Consider the following 19,584-nt stretch of genomic DNA (forward strand, 5'->3'; position numbering starts at 1 on the left):
AAAGGATAGCAACTTGTTGATAGTCAAATTCAAAATCTTTAAAAAATGCTTGTATTCTTCTTTCATTTGACTCCACTTTTGAGTCAGTTGTAAAATGTAATCCAACTTCTTTGAATTGGACATTTCTACTTTTTATGATACCGAGAGTGAACTCTGAAATAAACGTTTGTCTGGCTAAATTCTTGGCTAATGGGATTTCTGAAAATAAATTTTTAATTTTGCTACTGATGATATTTTTCATTAAAGGGCTGGTTTTGTTGCTTGAGAACTACAAATTTCAGCCTTTTTTTATTAATTCTAATTTTTCATCGGGTAGAGTAAGTAAACATTTATTTACTTAAATATAATTCGTATTCCGTTTCGTATTTACCTTTGTGTTGCAATTTAAATTATAATTTTCAATCTGAATAATGGAATACAGAATAGAAAAAGACACAATGGGTAAGGTGCAAGTGCCTGCCAATGTTTACTGGGGTGCTCAAACCCAACGTTCAATCATGAATTTTCCAATCGCCCAAGACATCAACAAGATGCCAAAGGAGATTATCCGTGCATTTGCTTATTTGAAAAAAGCAGCAGCCATTACTAACTTTGAAGCAGGTGTTTTAGCTGAAGATAAGAAAAATCTTATCGGACAAGTTTGTGATGAAATCTTGGACGGAAAGTTAGATGACCAATTTCCATTGGTGGTTTGGCAGACAGGTTCGGGTACACAGTCGAACATGAATTGTAATGAAGTTGTCGCTTACAGAGCTCACGTAATCAACGGCGGGAATTTATTAGATGATGTAAAATATGTTCATCCAAACGATGACGTAAATAAGTCTCAGTCTTCAAACGATACTTTCCCAACGGCAATGCACATTGCTGCCTATAAAATTTTGTTGGAAGTAACTATTCCGGGAATTACAAAATTGAGAAATACTTTAGACGCAAAAGCTAAAGAATTTAAAAATGTAGTGAAAATTGGTCGTACTCACTTTATGGATGCTACGCCTTTGACGTTAGGTCAAGAATTTTCTGGATATGTTTCTCAACTTGACCACGGTTTACGTGCTATCAACAATACTTTAGCTCACCTTTCTGAGTTAGCGTTGGGTGGTACTGCGGTAGGTACAGGTATCAATACACCAAAAGGATATTCCGAAAATGTAGCGAAACATATTGCTGATTTGACAGGCTTGCCATTTATCACGGCTGAAAATAAATTTGAAGCATTGGCTGCTCACGACGCTATCGTAGAAGCTCACGGAGCTTTGAAAACTGTTGCAGTTAGCTTAATGAAAATCGGTAATGATATTCGTATGCTTTCATCAGGTCCACGTTCGGGTATTGGTGAAATTTATATTCCTGACAACGAACCAGGTTCTTCAATTATGCCAGGAAAAGTAAATCCTACGCAATGCGAAGCCATGACAATGGTAGCGGCTCAGGTAATGGGTAATGATGTTGCAATCGGTATTGGTGGTTCAATGGGACATTTTGAATTGAACGTATTTAAGCCAGTAATGATTTTCAACTTCTTACATTCAGCACGTTTAATTGGTGACGTTTGTGTGGCATTCAACGATAAATGTGCAGAAGGAATCCAACCTTTACACGACAATATCAAGAAGCACGTAAATAACTCGTTAATGTTAGTAACGGCATTGAACACCAAAATTGGTTATTATAAATCAGCAGAAATTGCTCAAACGGCTCATAAAAATGGCTCAACATTGAAAGAAACTGCCATTGCTTTAGGATACTTAACAGCAGAAGAATTTGACGCTTGGGTAAAACCTGAAGATATGGTTGGGGAGATTTAGTTATTGGTGATTAGTTACTGGTGATTAGTTATTGGTGATTAGTTACTGGTGATTAGTTATTGGTGATTAGTTATTGGGAATTAGTGTTGGGTGAATTTCAAAATCAGGCATAATTTCAGAGATAACTTGAAAATCATCAGAAAATATAAAAGGTCAAGGATTCATTTCCTTGACCTTTTGTATTTCAAAAGCTATGGTTGCTTGACAATTCATACTAATTTTAAAAAGGTATTGCGTATCTAAGTCTCAACGGAAGTCGTCGTTCAAAACGACGACTTCCGTAAAGTACGCATCAAATCTTTAAAATTGGTATCAGTTGTTTCGGAATTAACCAATTCTCCGTTTTCTAATCACCAATCACCACATCTTACTCAATACCATTTTCATGTTCGTAATGGATAACTTCTAACTTCCGTCCTTTGATAATTTTACGGAATTTAGCTTTGGTCATACGGTGTTCACGTTCAAAGGCTGCATGATAAAAGGCTCTTATCAATAATACCAAAACCAAAGGTACGGTATCTAATGAATACTGAATTACATAGAAAAGCCCCATCACAATCATTAATCCCATTACAATAAAGTAGTAACCGTACCAATAGTCACGAGCGTCTTTTTTCTCAGAAAGCATCAGAATTATCGGAATATGCAAAGGAAATGCCCAAAGTAGATTTTTATTATAATTGGTTACTCCGTGGTCTGTTCCAAACCATAAAAAGATTAATAGCCAACCAAAAACTCCAATGATACCAAAAACAATTTTGTCATAAAAATATCCCTTTCGTCGTTTTTTCCAATCATTAAAAGTTACATAAATAGTCAGTAATAAAATCAAGCTAAACCAAAAACGTGGCGTAAGAAAAAACGATGGTTCATCATCAACAGGAGTTGTTGGAAATAAATTTTGCGTATTCCTTACAAAATAATAAACATGATGTTTTGACATTCGTCTGGCAGCCGCCATGCTTTTCATCAAATTTTCTGGAAGATAACACGCATCGAATTGCAAAATACGTTTATCGGCAGGAGCTCCCAAAGCGGCATTCATACCTACTGCTGCCCAATAATGATGTTTTCTTAATAAACATTTGTTCATCCATTGTCGGTACGAACTATCATTCATGGCAGGAATATTATGCAAATGAACGCTATCTGTACAAGCCAACATCAAAGCATCTCGGATACGAGTAGAACAGTTATCCGAGAAAAATTTGTACATATAATTTCTGGTGGAAGGATTATTATAGGTTCGTTCTAAATCATCATAAATCAATTGTTTTTGCTTAACGCCCAAACTCATGACTTGCTCTGTCATATTCCGATTATGCTTTTGGTAATATTCCTGATAAACATAAAGCGGTGCATAAGACATTTGATAAGGCAATTGTCCACGAACAAATTTTACGTAAAACCCTTCTGTCTCATAATTATAACCTCCAAAATTATAAGCTTTATCAATGCCGTTTGAGGGGTCATAAATCCATAAAAGGGTATGTCCGAAAGCATCATTCAATTCATCACCCGGAGCAATAGTTATTAAGCTAATTTTTGTGCTTTCCGATAGCTTTTGGGCGACAGATTGTAAGTTTAAAACAAGCATTAATATGCTCAAAGAAAGGATTTTTGGTATAAAGTTGAGGTATTTCATAGATTTTTACGACTTTGTGTTATTGAAGCTGTTTAAACTTTCCCTTACGACTTAAATGAAGCCTTTTTAAGCCTATTAGTTTGAAACTTTCTTACCATAGCTCTGCTATGCTTCGATAATTTCAAATTAACAGGTTCAAAAATACAATAATTTCAGCCAGAAATGGAAAGTTTAAACAGCTTCATTTGTACTACTAAAATAACATTTTTTAGTTTTTTCCAGCCACGATGATGACAATTTCTCCTTTAATGGTATTGGGATTGAGCTGATAATGGGTCAAGATTTCTGCTAAAGTACCTCTTCGATTTTCTTCAAATATTTTAGTTAACTCTCTCGAAACACACGCCTGACGGTCTGTTCCTAAATATTCTGCTAATTGCTCTAAAGTTTTTAACAAACGGTGCGGGGATTCATAAAAGATAATTGTTCTTTCTTCTTCCACTAAATTTTTCAGACGAGTTTGTCTTCCTTTTTTATGAGGAAGGAATCCTTCAAAAGTAAAACGGTCGGCGGGTAATCCAGAATTGACCAAAGCAGGTACAAAGGCAGTTGCTCCAGGAAGACATTCCACTTCTACGCCCTGTTTTAAACATTCTCTAACTAATAAAAAACCTGGGTCAGAAATAGCAGGCGTTCCTGCGTCAGACACTAAAGCTAAAACTTTTCCTTCTTTCAATAATTTGATAATTCCTTGTGTGCCATGATGTTCGTTATGTGCATGATGTGCATACAAAGGTTTGTTGATGCCTAAATGTTTGAGCAAAACACCTGAATTACGGGTGTCTTCCGCCAAAATAGCATCAACGGATTGTAAGACTTTAATGGCTCTGAGTGTAATATCGTCAAGATTACCAATGGGAGTGGGTACTAAATATAGTTTCATTTTTATTAAGCAAATTAACCTATCATACTAATTTATCAATAGCAGCGGCAAGTTTTAGGTCTTTATCTGTTACGATATTTCCTGCATCGTGGGTATTGAGTTCGATGTTTACAGTATTATAAACATTTGACCACCAAGGATGATGGTCGTGTTTTTCTGCTAAAATGGCGACTCTGGTCATAAACGCAAAGGCTTCCGAAAAATCATTAAACTTAAACGTTCTTTTTAATTTGTTGTCTTCTTCTTTCCACATAGTTTTAGCTTTATTAAACCTAAAATTACTCGTAATTAAGCCATTTTACAAGAAGGAATCTATATCAAAACAAAATCCGCAGATATTCTTATATTTTAGAACATCTACGGATTCTGAAAATTTTTATCAATTAGAAAGTCAATTATGCTTATAATGCGTTTCGCTCAAATTTCTTAATTGTTCAGCGGCACGTTCTGGCGTAATGTCTCTTTGAGGGTTTGCCAATAGTTCGTAGCCAACCATAAATTTTTTAACCGTTGCTGAACGTAAAAGCGGAGGATAAAAATGAATATGCCAATGCCAACCTTCTAAATTATCGCCTTGTGTAGGAGCTTGATGAATACCCGCTGAATAAGGAAAAGAGGTGCTAAAAAGATTGTCGTATCGAGTTGTTAACCTTCTGACAATATCGGCTAAATCATCTTTTTCAACCTCAGTCATTTCTGAAATATACGCCATGGCTCTTTTCGGAACCAATAGCGTCTCAAAAGGCCAAGTTGCCCAAAAAGGAACAACCACGATAAAGTTATCATTTTCAACTACAATTCGCTCATTTTCAGAAGTTTCTAATTGAACATATTCTTCTAAAAGTGTCTTTTTATAAGTTCTAAAATGAACTCTCTGATTTTTGGTTTCTTTCTTGATTTCTACGGGAATATTGCTCGATGCCCAAATTTGCCCATGCGGATGCGGATTTGAACAACCCATTATTTCACCTTTATTTTCAAAGATTTGAACATACTGAATTTCTTCACGTTGACGGAAATCTTCAAATTCTGAAATCCAAGTATCAACAACTTTGCGAATTTCTGGCGTGGTCATCTCTGCCAAAGTCAAGTCATGGCGTGGAGAAAAACAAATTACTCTACATTCGCCTTTTACACTTTCCGCTTTAAGTAAATTTCCTTTTTTGATTTCTCCGTTAGGTACATCCGACTGCAAAGCAGCAAAGTCATTTTGGAAAGTGTAAGTGTCTGTATAATTGGGGTTTACTTCGCCATTTGCACGAGTATTGCCAGCACATAGATAACAATTTGGGTCATGTTCTGGGCGAGAATCTTTGACAATATCTTCCGTTTTTCCTTGCCAAGGACGTTTCGTTCGGTGTGGCGAAACCATCACCCAATCGCCAGTCAAAGGGTTTTGTCTTATATGAGAATGTTCATTAAAATCGAAAAACATAATTTTGAGAAGTTAAATATAGAGATTGTTTAGTTTTGTTATCAGAGAATTTCGGTTCCATTGGCAGTTACGACACTGTACATTTTGAGGTCGATGCCTGTTTTTTCTTTATAGAGAATGGAAAGACGAGCGTATAAATCATCAATTACATCAGCTTTGATAAGATTGATAGTACAACCGCCAAAACCTCCTCCCATCATTCTTGAACCCAACACGGCAGATTCATGCCAAACGGCATCAACCAAAAAGTCTAATTCTTTACAACTTACTTCGTATAAATTGCGGAGACCTTCGTGAGTAGCCGTGAGTTTTATGCCGAAATCTCTTAGGTTTCCAACTTTCAAATCTTCACAAGCTGACAGCATTCGTTGATTTTCTTCGATTACATATTGGCAACGATTATACACCACAGGATTTAATTGGCTACGACTTGCCTGTAACCATGCCAAAGGCACTTGACTAAGGTTGGGAATTGTTTCGTCAAAATGTTTTCTGAAAAAAGCCAAGCCTTCTTCACATTGCAAACGACGCACATTATATTCAGAATCAACCAAATTATGTTTTACACCAGTATCAAAAAGAACAATTTTATAATCCCCGAGATTAAGTGGAAAATATTCATAATCAAGCGTTTCACAGTCGAGACGAAGCACATGATTTTCTTTTCCGTGAATGCTGGCAAACATATCCATAATGCCACATTTCACACCCATAAATTCGTTTTCGGCCTGTTGTGCTAATTTAGTTAATTCCTTCTTGCTCATGCCAAAACCATTCATATCATTAATGGCAAAAGCCACAGCACTTTCCAATGCTGCCGATGAAGATAAACCAGAACCAATCGGAATATCGCCCGTTACAACACAATTGAAGGGAATAACTTGAAGTCCTCTTTTATAAAATTGTTCAACAACACCCAAAATATATTCAGCCCAACGATGTTGAGGAAGAGGCTTAAATACGCCAAATTTAATATCAATACTTTTTTCAAAATCGACTGAAATCCATTTGCCCGTTTCAGCATTCGATGGAGCAATCGCTAAATAAGTTGACTTGTCAATAGCAGCAGGTAATACAAAACCTCCATTATAGTCCACGTGTTCACCAATTAAATTGACTCTCCCAGACGACCTAACAATAGTAGGATTTGTAGAAAAGGTATCAAAAAATAGTTGCTTTATTTTTTCGGAAATTACATTCATTGTATTTGAAAAATATATAATTTTATGATTGCTTTTATAGTTTAAATTTGGCTCAAAAGGTTAAATAATGAACTTAATGCAAAGTTTTTGAAAAAAATATTTGAATAAAAATAGTAAAAATTCTGAAAAGATAGAAAATATTATGGATGAAAGTTTTTCTATAATCTTACCGCAAGCCCAACAACAGACATTGGCTTTGCATCCTGTATGTCAATCGTTGTATTTGACAGAAATGGGTTATCGTCCCAGAGCTTTTTCAGAAGATAGGGAACGACAAAAAGATACGCAACAATATATTTTGATTTACTGTACGGCGGGAGAGGGGCAATTTAGAGTTTTGAACCAAACTTACCAAGTGCTTGCTAATCAATTTTTTATTTTACCAGCCTACTGCGTACATAGTTATGCACCTAATCCTGATAATCCTTGGACAATTTATTGGCTACATTTTTTTGGCACTAACGCCCGTGCAATGGTTACTTTTTTGCAAGGCGAAAATTTATATGCTCCTGTTGATGTTAAATTTTCAGAGGATAGAATAAAATTGTTTCAAGAAATATTTTTACACGCTGAACAAACCCAAGATATTCATCATCTCATTCATGCTTGTAATTATTTAAGTCACTTTTTGACATCGTTTAAATTACTTGAAAAAGAAAATACACTTCGAAGTTCAGGTATTGAAAAAGTGATAAAATTGATGAAAGAAAATTTAGATAAAACCTATATGCTAAATGATTTTGTAGAAGTATCAGGATTATCGGCTTCGCATTTTTCAGCCGTTTTTAAAGCAGAAATAAAACAAGCTCCAATGAGTTATTTTAATTTCCTCAAAATTCAGCATGCTTGTCAGTTATTAAAAAATACCAATTTTTCTGTAAAGAAAATTGCAACGATGATTGGTTTTGATGATGCTTATCACTTTGCCAGAATATTTGAAAAAACAATGAGTATAGCTCCGGGAAGATTTAGAAAGAGAAGATAGAAAAATAAAAAAGCCCATCCGATTTGGAAGGGCTTTCTGGTAGAGAGTGAGGGATTCGAACCCCCGGACCTGTTACAGTCAACAGTTTTCAAGACTGCCGCAATCGACCACTCTGCCAACTCTCTTTGTGTTTGATGATGCAAAATTAGTGGTTTCTTTCTTTCCATACAAGTCTGAATGGAAAATATTTTTTCACTTTTTTGTCATCTGGCACTCCAATCCCTGATTATCAGATAGATAAATTTGAAAAAACTTTTTAATATTTTTTTTCGTATATAGAAATAGGAGACGTTTTTGGTCTAAAATTCCATTTTTAGACAATTTTTTTAAAATCTTTACATTAAATCACAAATAAAAAATTATCATGAAAGCATTAGGAATGATATTGTCGCTTGGCTTATTGATTTTGGCTTGCAGTAGTTATACGCAACAAGATAAACCTCGTAAATTTGAAATTAGTAAAACTGAAATGGAATGGAAGAAGCAATTAACGCCCGACCAATATACAGTTACTCGGTTAAAAGGAACTGAACGGGCGTTCTCGGGTGAATATTGGGATAATCACCAAAAGGGAAAATATCAATGTGTTTGTTGTAAGTTAGATTTGTTTTCTTCTGATACAAAATTTGAATCAGGGACAGGTTGGCCTTCGTTTTGGAATCCAATAAGTAAACAAAGTGTGTTGGTTGCTATTGATAATTCACATGGAATGGTACGTGATGAAGTAGTATGTAGCCGATGCGGAGCTCATTTAGGTCATGTGTTTGATGATGGCCCTCAACCAACAGGTAAACGTTATTGCATGAATTCTTTGTCTTTACTGTTTGTAAAGAAATAACTCCTAAATTAAAATTAGATTAAAATTTAAAGGACTAAAAAGTTTATATAGGTTTAATTCCTTCAATATTAAGGATATTAGAGATTTACTGTTTAAACTTTTTAGTTCTATCGCTTTTTAACTATCTAACTTCTTTAACTCATCAAACTTTTATCGTAAATTGTCGCTTATTTTCGATAGATAATTAAGTGTATGATGGATAAAATAAAACAACTCATTAAAAATTCTTATAATAACCTCAAAACTCTTCTATTAAATGTCCTCAATTGGCTTTGGCTAAAATTGGATGTTTTATTGGTGAAAGTCTTTGGAGAAGAGAAAGTTGCTACTTTTTATAAAAGACTTGATGCCGTAAAAGCAACCTATTGGGATGCAAAACAAAAAGTAACCGATGCTGTTGACCAAAGAATAGACAGAGAATCTTTTTATTATGCACAAGTAAAAAGACTTTGGAAAGGGTTTGCATGGATTGTATTTGCAGGTTGTTTCTATATTTTTTGTATCGAAACTAATTTTTTGTGGCTGACAGGAGAAATGCCTTCGGTTGGTGAACTACAAAATCCGAAATTGTCTCAATCTTCTGAAATTTACTCTTCTGATGGTGTTTTAATGGGGAAATTCTTTTTAGAAAACCGTACTCCTGTAAAGAACTACAAAGATTTATCTCCTTATTTAGTAAATGCTCTGGTTGCTACTGAAGACGCTCGTTTTTACCAACATTCAGGCATTGATTATAGAGCATTGTTTGGCGTAGCAGTTGGCGTAATGACTGGTGCAAGCGAACGTGGCGGAGGAAGTACCATTACACAACAATTGGCAAAAAATCTTTTTAAAACTCGTAAGAAAGAAGGAGTAGCTAAAAAAGGAGTTTTAGGGTATGTTCCAGGGTTTAAAACGTTGGTTATCAAGACAAAAGAGTGGTTGACTGCCATTAAGTTAGAACGTTATTATACTAAGGAAGAAATCATTTTGTGGTATTTGAATACGGTTGATTTTGGTAGTAATTCTTACGGAATAAAAGTAGCAGCAAAAACCTATTTTAATACATCTCCAGATAGTTTGAATGTGCAAGAAGCTGCCGTTCTGGTAGGTATGCAAAAGGCAACAAATACTTATAATCCACGTAGAAATTATGATAAATCATTAGGACGTAGAAATACTGTTTTGTCAAGAATGGTGAAATATAATTATTTGCCAAAATTGGCTTATGATTCATTAATAAAATTACCCATTACTTTGAAAGTCAATGAAGAGACACCTTATGATGGAACAAGTAATTACTTTAAATCTGCGGTAGCTAAAGCATTAGAAAAGTGGGCTGATACCAGTGATGTTGAATTAGACCTTTATCGTGATGGTTTAAAAATCAGAACAACTATTGACTCTCGAATGCAAACTCATGCAGAAACTGCTGTTCAAGAAGGAATGAAGGTTTTGCAAAAAACATTTGATAATCACTGGTCAGGTAAAAATCCTTGGGCAGATGAAAAAGGAGTAGAAATTCCGGGTTTTATTGATACTGTTGCTAAAAGAACAAGTTATTATAAATACTTGGCAGTAAAATACAAGAATAATCAAGATTCTATTTGGCATTATATGAAGAATGTCAAACGCAAAATGTGGGTTTTTTCTCGCAATGGTTCAGGCGAAGAGCAAATGACCATGAGTGCTTATGACTCTATTGCTTATTACAAACGCTTTTTGCAGTCGGGAATGATGAGTATGGACCCTTTTACGGGACATATTAAAGCATGGGTTGGTGGTCTTGATTTTCAATATTTCAAATATGACCACGTAAGTCAAGGTCGTCGTCAACCGGGTTCAACCTTCAAGCCTTTTGTTTATACTACTGCTATTGATGGACCTAAAAATATGTCGCCATGTTCACAAATTACTGATAAACCTTTTGAGATTGAAATTGAAGAAAAAGGGGAAAAGAAAATGTGGAGACCTCATAATGCTGATGGACGTTTTAGCTATTCCACCATGTCGTTACGTAGAGCAATGGCTCGTTCAATCAACTCTTGTGCTGCTTGGCTGACTAATGAAGTTGGTCCTGATTCTGTGGTTTATTATGCTCATCAAATGGGCATTAAAAGTCCATTATCAGCAGTTGCGTCAATTGGCTTAGGGTCAAACGATGTAACGCTTTTTGAAATGGTAGGTGCGTATGGGTGTTTCTTGAACGAAGGTATTTTTACAGAGCCAATGTTGGTTGTCTCTATTGAAGACCGTAATGGAAATACGATTCATACATTTGAGCCAGAACGTCATCAAGCAATCAAGAAAGAATCTGCTCTTTTGATGCGTTATATGTTGGAAGGAGGTTTGGAAGAACAAGGAGGAACATCACAAAATTTATGGTCGTTCAAGGATTTATTTGACGGAAAAGATAAATATAAATCAAGATTTGCAGGCAAAACAGGGACAACTTCTAACCACTCAGATGGTTGGTATATGGGACTAACCAGCAATTTAGTAACAGGTACTTGGGTAGGTGGCGACGACCGTTCTATTCACTTCCGAAGTGGAGCTTATGGTGAAGGTTCTAAAACGGCACTGCCACTTTTTGGGCGGTATATGTCTAAAGTTATTAAAGATGCAGGCTTAGAAATGTATCATCCTGTTCCTTTTGAAAAGCTTGATTCTAAGCGAATTACAAAAGATTTTAGCTGTACCTCAGCGTACATTCCTCGAACAGATACTTTGTATTATGATAGTACATTTGTAGGTTCAGATACCATAACAGCACCTGTAAGACCGTCGGCAGAAGCAAAGCCAGACTCGTCAAAACAATAAAAAACATCAACCATGACTAAAGAACAAATATCAAGCTACTTTCAAGAACTTCAAGACCAAATCTGTCATTCATTAGAAAAAGCAGATGGTAAAGGAAAATTTCACGAAGATAATTGGCAAAGAGATGGTGGCGGAGGTGGAAGAAGCCGTGTTATCCAATCTGGAAAAATTATTGAAAAAGGTGGAGTAATGTTTTCGGCAGTTTGGGGAGATTTACATGAAAAAATGCTGGCGTCTATGGGCTTGACCGAAAAGGTCGATTTCTTTGCTACGGGAGTATCTATTGTGCTTCATCCTGTAAGTCCGAGAGTTCCAATTATTCACATGAATGTCCGATATTTTGAAATGTCAAATGGTACGTTTTGGTTTGGTGGAGGCATAGATTTGACCCCTCATTATGTTGTAGAAGAAGACGCAAAATGGTTTCATTCTTACTTGAAAAAAGCTTGTGATAAACACCATGAAGCGTATTATCCTAAATTTAAAACTTGGGCAGATGATTATTTTTTCAATACTCATCGTAATGAAACTCGTGGAATTGGAGGAATTTTCTTTGATTACCAAAAGATAGATGAAACCAGAAGTAAAGAACAATTATTTGCTTTTGTAAAAGAAATTGGAGAATCTTTTGCTCCAATTTATACGCATTTCATGAAGAAAAATAAAGATTTGCCTTTCGCTGAAAAAGAGAAAACATTTCAGATGTTACGTAGAGGAAGGTATGTCGAGTTTAATTTGGTACATGATAGAGGCACTAAATTTGGACTGGAAACCAATGGCAGAACAGAGTCAATATTAATGTCGATGCCCCCAGTTGCTAATTGGGTTTATGATTATAAACCTGAGCCAGATTCGGAAGAAGAAAAAACATTAGGTCTTCTTAAAAAAGGAATTGATTGGGTGTAAATCAGAATACTTATCAAGAACGGCATATTATTTGTAAACGGAGATAATAGTCTTTTGACTATTGTCTCCGTTTTTACTTTTTGAAGATTACCGCAATTAAGTAAAGAAAGAGCTTTTATTTTACTCAATCGCTAAATACTTTATATATGAAACGTTTTTTGATTTTATTTATCTGTCTGTCACATCAACTTACAGCTCAAGATTTGAATCTCAAAGGGTTTACTCCAAACTATTATCAAACGGGAAATATTTCGGGAGGTTTAGGCTATAATCTTAATGTTTCATCGATAAGTTCATTGTCTGAAACTATTGCCAATAAAGAATATCCGTCTGGTCAGTTACATTTTGTTGCTCAATTATTGCTTATTCAGAAGTTCAACAAACATTTGACTGCTGGTGTAGGCTACGGCTACGGAAATCATAATATTTTTGGTTTGAAAGAAACCGAAAACCGTTATATTGGACAAGTAGGATATTTGCACAATTTTGGGAAATTAGCCGTTACACATAGATTAAGATATGAATATCGCACGCCTAAAAATCTCAAAACAAATATAGTTGATGATGCCTCGATTTTAAGATACCAAACGTATTTTACTTTACCGCTGTATAATCCAAAGGAAACAAAAAAAGGTTTTTATTTATCAGCTTCCAATGAAGCATTTTTATATTTAAAAGGTGCAACAAACGGGCCTGTAAGTGCAAAAAATGGTGTTTATGAAATGAGTAATCTCTCAGAAGACTGGGCTCATTTATCTTGCGGATACAATATGAGTGGTAAAGCAAGGGTTGAATTAGGCTATTGTTTTCAAGCATTAATTCGAGATAAACAATACGATGTTCGTTATCTAAATTTAGCCCAATTAAATGTTTATGTAAACCTTAATTGGGAAGATTTACAGTCGTGGTGGTATTTATAATTTTTCTAAGAACTTTTTCTTACACGAGCTAAATAGGTAAATAAGCCAATCCCCATAATTAAAATTGCTCCACAAATAAGAGCTTGATTTAAAGAAGGCTTAATAACCCACATTGCTCCAAAAAACTGAACAATAAGAATAATATAAAGTAAAGTGGCAATGCCTTTTCTTGGCATTTTGCTGATAACAAAAGCACCCAAAGGAGCAAAAAATGCTACAAATGGCACACAAGCTAACCAAATTTCAAAGGCTTCAGGTTGGAAATCATTGACAAGTTGAGTATGAATAAAAAGTCCTAAGATAGTCTCAATAGTCATAATGATAACAGAAGAAGGTGTTGCCACTTTTTCACTTACTCGATAATAAATGGTCATCAGACAGAAAGTAAAAATATTGATTCCTGTTCCAAAAATAGAAGAAATAATCCCTCCAATAAGTCCAAAAATGATAAGTCTTGCTTTGTCAGAATTTTGAAAGTTTTGAATACTTTCAAAAACTTCTCGTTGTGCCTTTCTATTTTGTAGCCATAAGGCAATGCCAAAACTTAGCCAAAGAGAAACAAAAAATAATTTTGCCTGAACTGGAGAAATGAGTGGTACAACATAGTAAGTACCTAAAAACAAACCTACTACTCCTCCAATGGTTACAAAGATGATATAATTCCAATCAACCTTTAATTTCATTCCAATAATCAACAAACTTGCAGAAGTCATACCAATACTTTGAATAGCAAAGGCAAAATTGCGAGCAATGGCAGGTTGGATTTTAAGAATTAATGTGAAAATTGGATATGCCACCGCAGCACTTCCTTCGGGACTTGCTCCCGCTATAAATGACCCAAAAATCATTGTAAGAACAGTTGCCCATTGACGAGTGTAAATAACAAAACTATCGTGTTCTATCATATACCAAAGCCAACAACTTAGAACTGTTATCAAAAAGAATAGGTATATCCAAGGAATTTTCGTTTTATGAATTTTATTAGACTGCATAATTTTTCTTACTTTTACTTTCCGATAGGGGTTTGTGCAAATTTATAGACAATTAAACCATAAAGATATTCTGTGCAATGAAAAATTTTGAAGAAATATTACAAAAATTGGTTGATGAACAAGAATTCTTGAAGAGTATTCAAGGACGTATTGTTGATAATTATGATATTATGATGCAAAATCAGCAACAAAATGCTGATAATCATGAGATGGTTATTCAAAATCAAACTACGATTATTCGTAATCAAGAGATTATTGTTAATAATCAAATGAATATTGTGAGAAATCAAAAGCAAATTGCTCAAAATCAGGTTACGCTTGATGTGATACAACAAACTCAAACGCATTTATTGAATATGGTAAAAAAAATGACGGGTGATGAAGAACCTTTGACCGAGACGAAGGCTTTTGTTGAAAATATTAGAAAATTAAGCGAAGAAAGCAGGAAAGGGCAAAATCTTAACGAATCTTCTACATTATAAAAAAAGGGGCTATCAGTATTGATGCCCCTTTTTTTTATAGACTTTCTCCGAAAAAATGTTGTTTAACGACTTAAAACACTTTCGTAGAAGCCTAATGATTTAACTTTTCTTCAAGCAATTTTATTTGTACTTGTAATGATTTAATTTCGGATACTTTACTTTCAAATAATTGTTTAACCAATTGCAGTTGAATTTGAAGTCCATCTACCTGTTGATTTAATAATTTATTTTGAAAAACTAACTGATTGTAAGGGTCGCTTAAATCATTTTTATCTTCTTCTTTCTTACTGGCACTTCTCAATTTGGCATTTTGCTGAATTTCTTCTAATGACATTTCCGAAAAATCGGAATTTTGCAATTCGTCCAAATTTACGCCAAAATAATTGCCAATCGTCTCACAAACATCCAATGAAGGAACAGTATGCCCATTCTCATAGTCAGATAATGCACTTTTACTAACTCCGAGAATCTTACCTAATATTTCTAATGTTAATTTATTCTTTTTTCTGAGAACCTTTATGTTACTCCCAAATTTATTTTCCATTAAACAGGAATTTTTTAAATAATATTTCCAATATTTTGGAAATGAAAAGTATGATTGTTTATTTTGTTATCGCAATTTAATGTTTTTTCCTGAATAATGGAAAAACCTTTATTCTTTGTCATTGGCACACCGAAATTATAGATTTTTTAAAAAAACGGAAAAAAGCTTTACCTCTAAATTTATACTTAAAAATCATTTAATCAATTTTATTAACAATCCCAAATGAAAAAAAAATACTATCTATCCTTTGCAATTGTAGGATTATTGTTCACTTCAAAAGTTGAAGTGGAAGCCCAAGGTTGTGTGGCGGTTCGTCACATGAGTTGTGCGGCTGGTTCGGGTGCTAATGCAACTTCTATGATGCGTCCAGGTCAATGGCAGGTATCAATGGGAGTGCGTTCGTTTACTTCGCACCGCCATTTTGTGGGTACTGAATACCAAGAGCAACGCTTAATAAATAACACAGAGGTAAAAAACTACTCGCAAGGAGTTGATATAGGCATAACATATTCTGTAACAGACCGTTTGAGTGTTTCATTGAATATTCCATTAGCATATAATCTTCGTGATTCTAAATATGAACATTACGGAAATGGTACAACGGCTGCTCCAAATCCTTATTTTAGAACAAAATCATCAGGTTTAGGTGATATGCGTGTTGGGGTAAATTATTGGTTGCTTGACCCTCTAAAAAATATGAATGGGAATGTTTCGGTAGGTCTTGGCGTAAAAGCACCAACTGGAGATTCAAATGTTCAAGGGGATTTTCATAAATTAGATAAAGAAGGAAAAGACTATCTTTTAACAAAAGCGGTTGACCAATCTATTCAATTAGGTGATGGAGGCTGGGGTGTAAATCTTGAAATTCAGGGTTATCAAAAGTTATTCTCAAATGCTTCTTTGTATTATAATGCCTTTTATTTGTTCAATCCTCGTAATGTAAATAATACTTATAATAATATTTTGCAGGATAATGTACAGAATTCAATTACAGTAAAACATTCTGTGGCTGACCAGTTTGCTGCTCGTGCAGGTGTTGCTTATGCTTTAGTGCCTAAATATGGCATTGCGGTAAGTTTGGGTGGACGTGTTGAAGGTGTACCATCAGAGGATGTTTTTGGATTGAGTGAAGGTTTCCGCCGTCCAGGGTACATTATCTCTATCGAACCGGGACTTACTTATATGAATAAGAATAATACTTTTGCCTTAAACGTGCCAATTGCTACAACCCGTAACCGTACTCGTTCATATTCTGATTTAAAATACGGTGGACAGGGAGATGCCGCTTTTGCTGATTATCTAATTTCAGCAACCCTTTCTCATCGTTTTTAAGGGGAGGGGATTAAAATAAAATCGTATTTTTGCATAAATAGATTAAATTATCAAATGAAAAACTTTACAAAATTTAGCCTTTTGGCTATGCTTATTTTTACCAGTCTTTTTGCTAATGCCCAAATGATGAATGACGGTATTTTTATGGCAAAAGGTAGCCTTTGCGGAGGTATCACGTACACGAATGATTCTTGGAAAAATTACTGGGAAGGTTCATTATATCGTGAAAACAAAAATATGGGTACAGTTACCACTCAGTCGGTAGCTTTAATGGGAAATTATGGTATTTCAGACAAACTCAATGTGTTGTTTTCTTTGCCTTACATCACTACCAAACCTTCAGCGGGTGTTCTGCACGGAATGAGTGGGGTTCAAGATTTAACCTTAGCTGTAAAATATCGCTTAGTTCAAGCGGGTAATCTTTCTGTGATTGGTTCAGTTGGAGGGTCTATTCCCACGAATAATTATGTAGCAGATTTTATGCCTTTTTCTATTGGAAATCAATCTAAAACGGTATTTGCACGAGGAATTTTGTATTATACCTTGCCTGCAAACTTAGCATTGACCGTGAATGGAGTTTATACATCACGTGCTAATGTGAGAGTGGATAGAGAGATGTATTATTCAGACAAGGGATATTTTACAAACGAAATGATAATGCCTGACGTGGTAAACTTTGGAGCAAAATTAGGACATTATTCTTATCGTTGGCAATTAGAAGGTACTTATGACCAACAAGTTACAGGTGGTAGTATCGATATTCGTAGAAATGATATGCCAGGACTTTGTAATAAGTTTGATTATACAAGAGTTGGATTTATTGCATCATATCGTGTTCCAGCCTTGAAAGATTTGCAAATTATGATAACGGGCGGAAAGATTTTATCGGGGCGTAATGTAGGAGAGTCAACTACTTTTTCGATAGGATTGTCCAAAATAGTAGGTTTTAGCAAAAATAAAACGAGTGATTCTCAAAATCGTTTGATTTGCCGCCCAGGAGATAATCACGGTGGGATGGAAATGAAGAAAGAGGAACACAAGTAGTTTTAGGGATTAGGAGTTGGGGATTAGGGATTAGGGACAGCAGGCGTTCCTGTTAGTTTTTACCCTAAAGTTCTAAAATCTTTTCATACTGATTCAGAAAAATAAAATTATTTAATAAGATTAAAATGAAAACTATCATTACTAAAAATATAAAATTAACTATTTCAGCATTTCTTTTAATAGCAGGAGTATCATCTTGTGAAAAGTATTTGGACAAAGAGGGAACAGAATTAGCCGCCTTGAATCCAACTAATACTGATGTAGCAGCTGGTGCTTGGAAAACATATACAGGAACAGTAGTAGCGGATTATGCTACGGTAATTACAACCCCAGATGCTGTTACGTCTGCCAATTATCTGAAAGAGATTGAGGAAGTAAAAACCGAAGTTGGTAAAATTGATGATACTCGTCGTGAAGCCATTCGTTATTGGAATGGTGGAGGTGTTTTGCGTTGGAATCAAATCATGCGTGAATTGGTGGCAAAGAATAATTTACCACCTGCCGAAAATACAGATTTTTCTAAAAGTACCACATTCCCATATCCATTACCAAGTTCAGCCACAACGGCGGCGGCGGATAATGCCGATAATGCTGTGGGAACAACCTTCCCATTTTCAAATCCTCCGTATGCAGCTCGTGCGTATGCGTATATGTCTGTTGCACAGTATGATGCCCTTGTAATGACGATGGCTCTGAAAGCAAAATATGCTCGAAAAGCCCCTAATGCTGTAGATGCAAGTATCACTCCTGTGATTGTGGCAGCTCCAAAATTAAACTCATTCCCTTCTGAAGATGCAGTAATGGCAGCAGTAAGTTATGAGTTTATGAAAAGATTATTTCCTCGTTCGGCTGATACGCTTTATTTATACAAGAAAAAAGAAGAGCAAAAATGGTTTAAATTATGGGCAGGGGTTTCTACTCGCTCAGATATTGAAGCAGGCGAGAAATTAGGAAAAGCAATTTATGCTAAAGTTTTTGCTCGTTTCAGAACGGATGGTATGGCAAATGCCGTTGGTACACAAGCTAAATGGGACAGTTTGGCGAATAGAATTACTGAAAAAGGAGAAGTAGCTTGGAAGTCAATGGAAGATGCTCCACGCCCTCCAATGTTGGCAATGTACGGAAACGTAGCCACTTGGAATATGGATAAAGCTGCTTTAAATACATTAAGTACATCAATTCCTCCACTTTCTACAAAATCAGCAGAGTTTAAAGCACAAGTAGCTGAGGTAAAATATTACACAGAAAACCCTACCCGTGAACGTATTGCCATTGTGCATTATTGGGCAGATGGTGCAGGTACTCATGCTCCTCCAGGACACTGGAATCAGATTGCGGAAAAGGCAATTGTAGCCGCCAAAATGTCGGAAGTTAGAACGGCTCGAAATTTTGCATTATTAAATACCGCCATGATGGATGCTGCCGTAAGTTGTTGGTACACCAAGAGTTATTATTATTATCCACGCCCTTCGCAGATGGATAATGGTATCAAAACTTTGACGGGCTTGCCTAATTTCCCTTCTTATACATCAGGACACTCTACATTCTCGGCGGCAGCTGCTACGGTTTTGAGTTACATTTTCCCTGAAAATGCAGCATCTTATCAAGCTCAGGCAGATGAGGCTTCTAAATCTCGTTTATACGGTGGTATTCACTATAAAATGGATTGTGATGGCGGTTTGAAAATCGGGAAAGCAGTAGGTGATAAAGCTGTATTGAGAGGACAAAGCGATGGTGCTCAATAACAATGAGTAGAAAAAAAAATA

At 35.3% G+C, this 19,584-nt stretch carries 18 protein-coding genes and 1 tRNA gene; 10 read left to right on the top strand and 9 right to left on the bottom strand.

The window, feature by feature from the left end; all coding sequences use genetic code 11:
* On the bottom strand, window positions 1-241 hold a 241-nt coding region (locus LV89_RS00005; protein WP_374755123.1), incomplete at its 3' end, for a hypothetical protein.
* Between the two features lie 169 nt (window positions 242-410).
* On the opposite strand from LV89_RS00005, the gene fumC reads away from it, so the two are divergent.
* Window positions 411-1,808: a class II fumarate hydratase gene (fumC, locus tag LV89_RS00010; RefSeq protein ID WP_109740803.1), complete on the top strand. Its 1,398-nt coding sequence runs from the start codon at window positions 411-413 to the stop codon at window positions 1,806-1,808.
* A gap of 367 nt (window positions 1,809-2,175) precedes the next feature.
* On the opposite strand, the gene LV89_RS00015 is transcribed toward fumC, so the two are convergent.
* The 5 genes from LV89_RS00015 to galK all read right to left on the bottom strand — a co-directional run bounded on the left by LV89_RS00015 (window position 2,176) and on the right by galK (window position 6,976).
* Window positions 2,176-3,456: a lipoprotein N-acyltransferase Lnb domain-containing protein gene (locus LV89_RS00015; protein WP_109740804.1), complete on the bottom strand. Its 1,281-nt coding sequence runs from the start codon at window positions 3,454-3,456 to the stop codon at window positions 2,176-2,178.
* Between the two features lie 208 nt (window positions 3,457-3,664).
* Window positions 3,665-4,339: a 16S rRNA (cytidine(1402)-2'-O)-methyltransferase gene (rsmI, locus tag LV89_RS00020; RefSeq protein ID WP_109740805.1), complete on the bottom strand. Its 675-nt coding sequence runs from the start codon at window positions 4,337-4,339 to the stop codon at window positions 3,665-3,667.
* A 22-nt stretch (window positions 4,340-4,361) separates the two neighbouring features.
* A complete protein-coding gene (locus LV89_RS00025) occupies window positions 4,362-4,592 on the bottom strand; it encodes a 4a-hydroxytetrahydrobiopterin dehydratase (RefSeq protein ID WP_109740806.1) in 231 nt (76 codons plus the stop codon).
* Between the two features lie 138 nt (window positions 4,593-4,730).
* Window positions 4,731-5,774 (bottom strand): UDP-glucose--hexose-1-phosphate uridylyltransferase, encoded by a 1,044-nt coding sequence (locus LV89_RS00030; protein WP_109740807.1) that lies wholly within the window; start codon window positions 5,772-5,774, stop codon window positions 4,731-4,733.
* 41 nt (window positions 5,775-5,815) lie between these two features.
* Window positions 5,816-6,976: a galactokinase gene (galK, locus tag LV89_RS00035; RefSeq protein WP_109740808.1), complete on the bottom strand. Its 1,161-nt coding sequence runs from the start codon at window positions 6,974-6,976 to the stop codon at window positions 5,816-5,818.
* A 142-nt stretch (window positions 6,977-7,118) separates the two neighbouring features.
* On the opposite strand from galK, the gene LV89_RS00040 reads away from it, so the two are divergent.
* The gene (locus LV89_RS00040) at window positions 7,119-7,961 is read left to right on the top strand and encodes a helix-turn-helix domain-containing protein (protein WP_146199036.1); all 843 of its coding nucleotides are present in this window, start codon (window positions 7,119-7,121) and stop codon (window positions 7,959-7,961) included.
* A gap of 37 nt (window positions 7,962-7,998) precedes the next feature.
* Here the strand turns inward: LV89_RS00040 and LV89_RS00045 are convergent.
* A tRNA-Ser gene (locus tag LV89_RS00045) sits at window positions 7,999-8,086 on the bottom strand.
* 239 nt (window positions 8,087-8,325) lie between these two features.
* On the opposite strand from LV89_RS00045, the gene msrB reads away from it, so the two are divergent.
* The 4 genes from msrB (at window position 8,326) to LV89_RS00065 (ending at window position 13,424) form a co-directional block, all read left to right on the top strand.
* On the top strand, window positions 8,326-8,799 hold the full coding sequence (gene msrB, locus LV89_RS00050; protein ID WP_109740810.1) for a peptide-methionine (R)-S-oxide reductase MsrB: 474 nt from the start codon (window positions 8,326-8,328) through the stop codon (window positions 8,797-8,799).
* A 192-nt stretch (window positions 8,800-8,991) separates the two neighbouring features.
* Window positions 8,992-11,598, top strand: a complete 2,607-nt coding sequence (locus tag LV89_RS00055) for a penicillin-binding protein 1A (RefSeq protein ID WP_229201448.1) — start codon at window positions 8,992-8,994, stop codon at window positions 11,596-11,598.
* Window positions 11,599-11,610: 12 nt separating this feature from the next.
* Window positions 11,611-12,504: an oxygen-dependent coproporphyrinogen oxidase gene (hemF, locus tag LV89_RS00060; RefSeq protein ID WP_109740812.1), complete on the top strand. Its 894-nt coding sequence runs from the start codon at window positions 11,611-11,613 to the stop codon at window positions 12,502-12,504.
* Window positions 12,505-12,650: 146 nt separating this feature from the next.
* Window positions 12,651-13,424 (top strand): DUF2490 domain-containing protein, encoded by a 774-nt coding sequence (locus LV89_RS00065; RefSeq protein ID WP_109740813.1) that lies wholly within the window; start codon window positions 12,651-12,653, stop codon window positions 13,422-13,424.
* Window positions 13,425-13,429: 5 nt separating this feature from the next.
* Here LV89_RS00065 and LV89_RS00070 read toward each other — a convergent pair whose 3' ends face one another.
* A complete protein-coding gene (locus LV89_RS00070) occupies window positions 13,430-14,416 on the bottom strand; it encodes a sulfite exporter TauE/SafE family protein (RefSeq protein WP_109740814.1) in 987 nt (328 codons plus the stop codon).
* Between the two features lie 77 nt (window positions 14,417-14,493).
* Here LV89_RS00070 and LV89_RS00075 point away from each other — a divergent pair, with 77 nt between their 5' ends.
* The gene (locus LV89_RS00075) at window positions 14,494-14,898 is read left to right on the top strand and encodes a hypothetical protein (RefSeq protein ID WP_109740815.1); all 405 of its coding nucleotides are present in this window, start codon (window positions 14,494-14,496) and stop codon (window positions 14,896-14,898) included.
* Window positions 14,899-14,989: 91 nt separating this feature from the next.
* Here the strand turns inward: LV89_RS00075 and LV89_RS00080 are convergent, their stop codons facing one another.
* The gene (locus tag LV89_RS00080; protein WP_109740816.1) at window positions 14,990-15,442 is read right to left on the bottom strand and encodes a helix-turn-helix domain-containing protein; all 453 of its coding nucleotides are present in this window, start codon (window positions 15,440-15,442) and stop codon (window positions 14,990-14,992) included.
* A gap of 222 nt (window positions 15,443-15,664) precedes the next feature.
* On the opposite strand from LV89_RS00080, the gene LV89_RS00085 reads away from it, so the two are divergent.
* The 3 genes from LV89_RS00085 (at window position 15,665) to LV89_RS00095 (ending at window position 19,563) form a co-directional block, all read left to right on the top strand.
* Entirely contained in the window at window positions 15,665-16,774 is a 1,110-nt protein-coding gene (locus LV89_RS00085; RefSeq protein WP_109740817.1) for a hypothetical protein, read from the top strand.
* 54 nt (window positions 16,775-16,828) lie between these two features.
* Window positions 16,829-17,818, top strand: a complete 990-nt coding sequence (locus LV89_RS00090; protein ID WP_109740818.1) for a transporter family protein — start codon at window positions 16,829-16,831, stop codon at window positions 17,816-17,818.
* Window positions 17,819-17,943: 125 nt separating this feature from the next.
* Complete coding sequence (locus LV89_RS00095) at window positions 17,944-19,563, top strand: phosphatase PAP2 family protein (protein WP_109740819.1); 1,620 nt, start codon at window positions 17,944-17,946, stop codon at window positions 19,561-19,563.
* Window positions 19,564-19,584 lie beyond the last annotated feature (21 nt).

Origin of the sequence: Arcicella aurantiaca, from assembly GCF_003148625.1 — a bacterium.
GTDB lineage: Bacteria > Bacteroidota > Bacteroidia > Cytophagales > Spirosomataceae > Arcicella > Arcicella aurantiaca.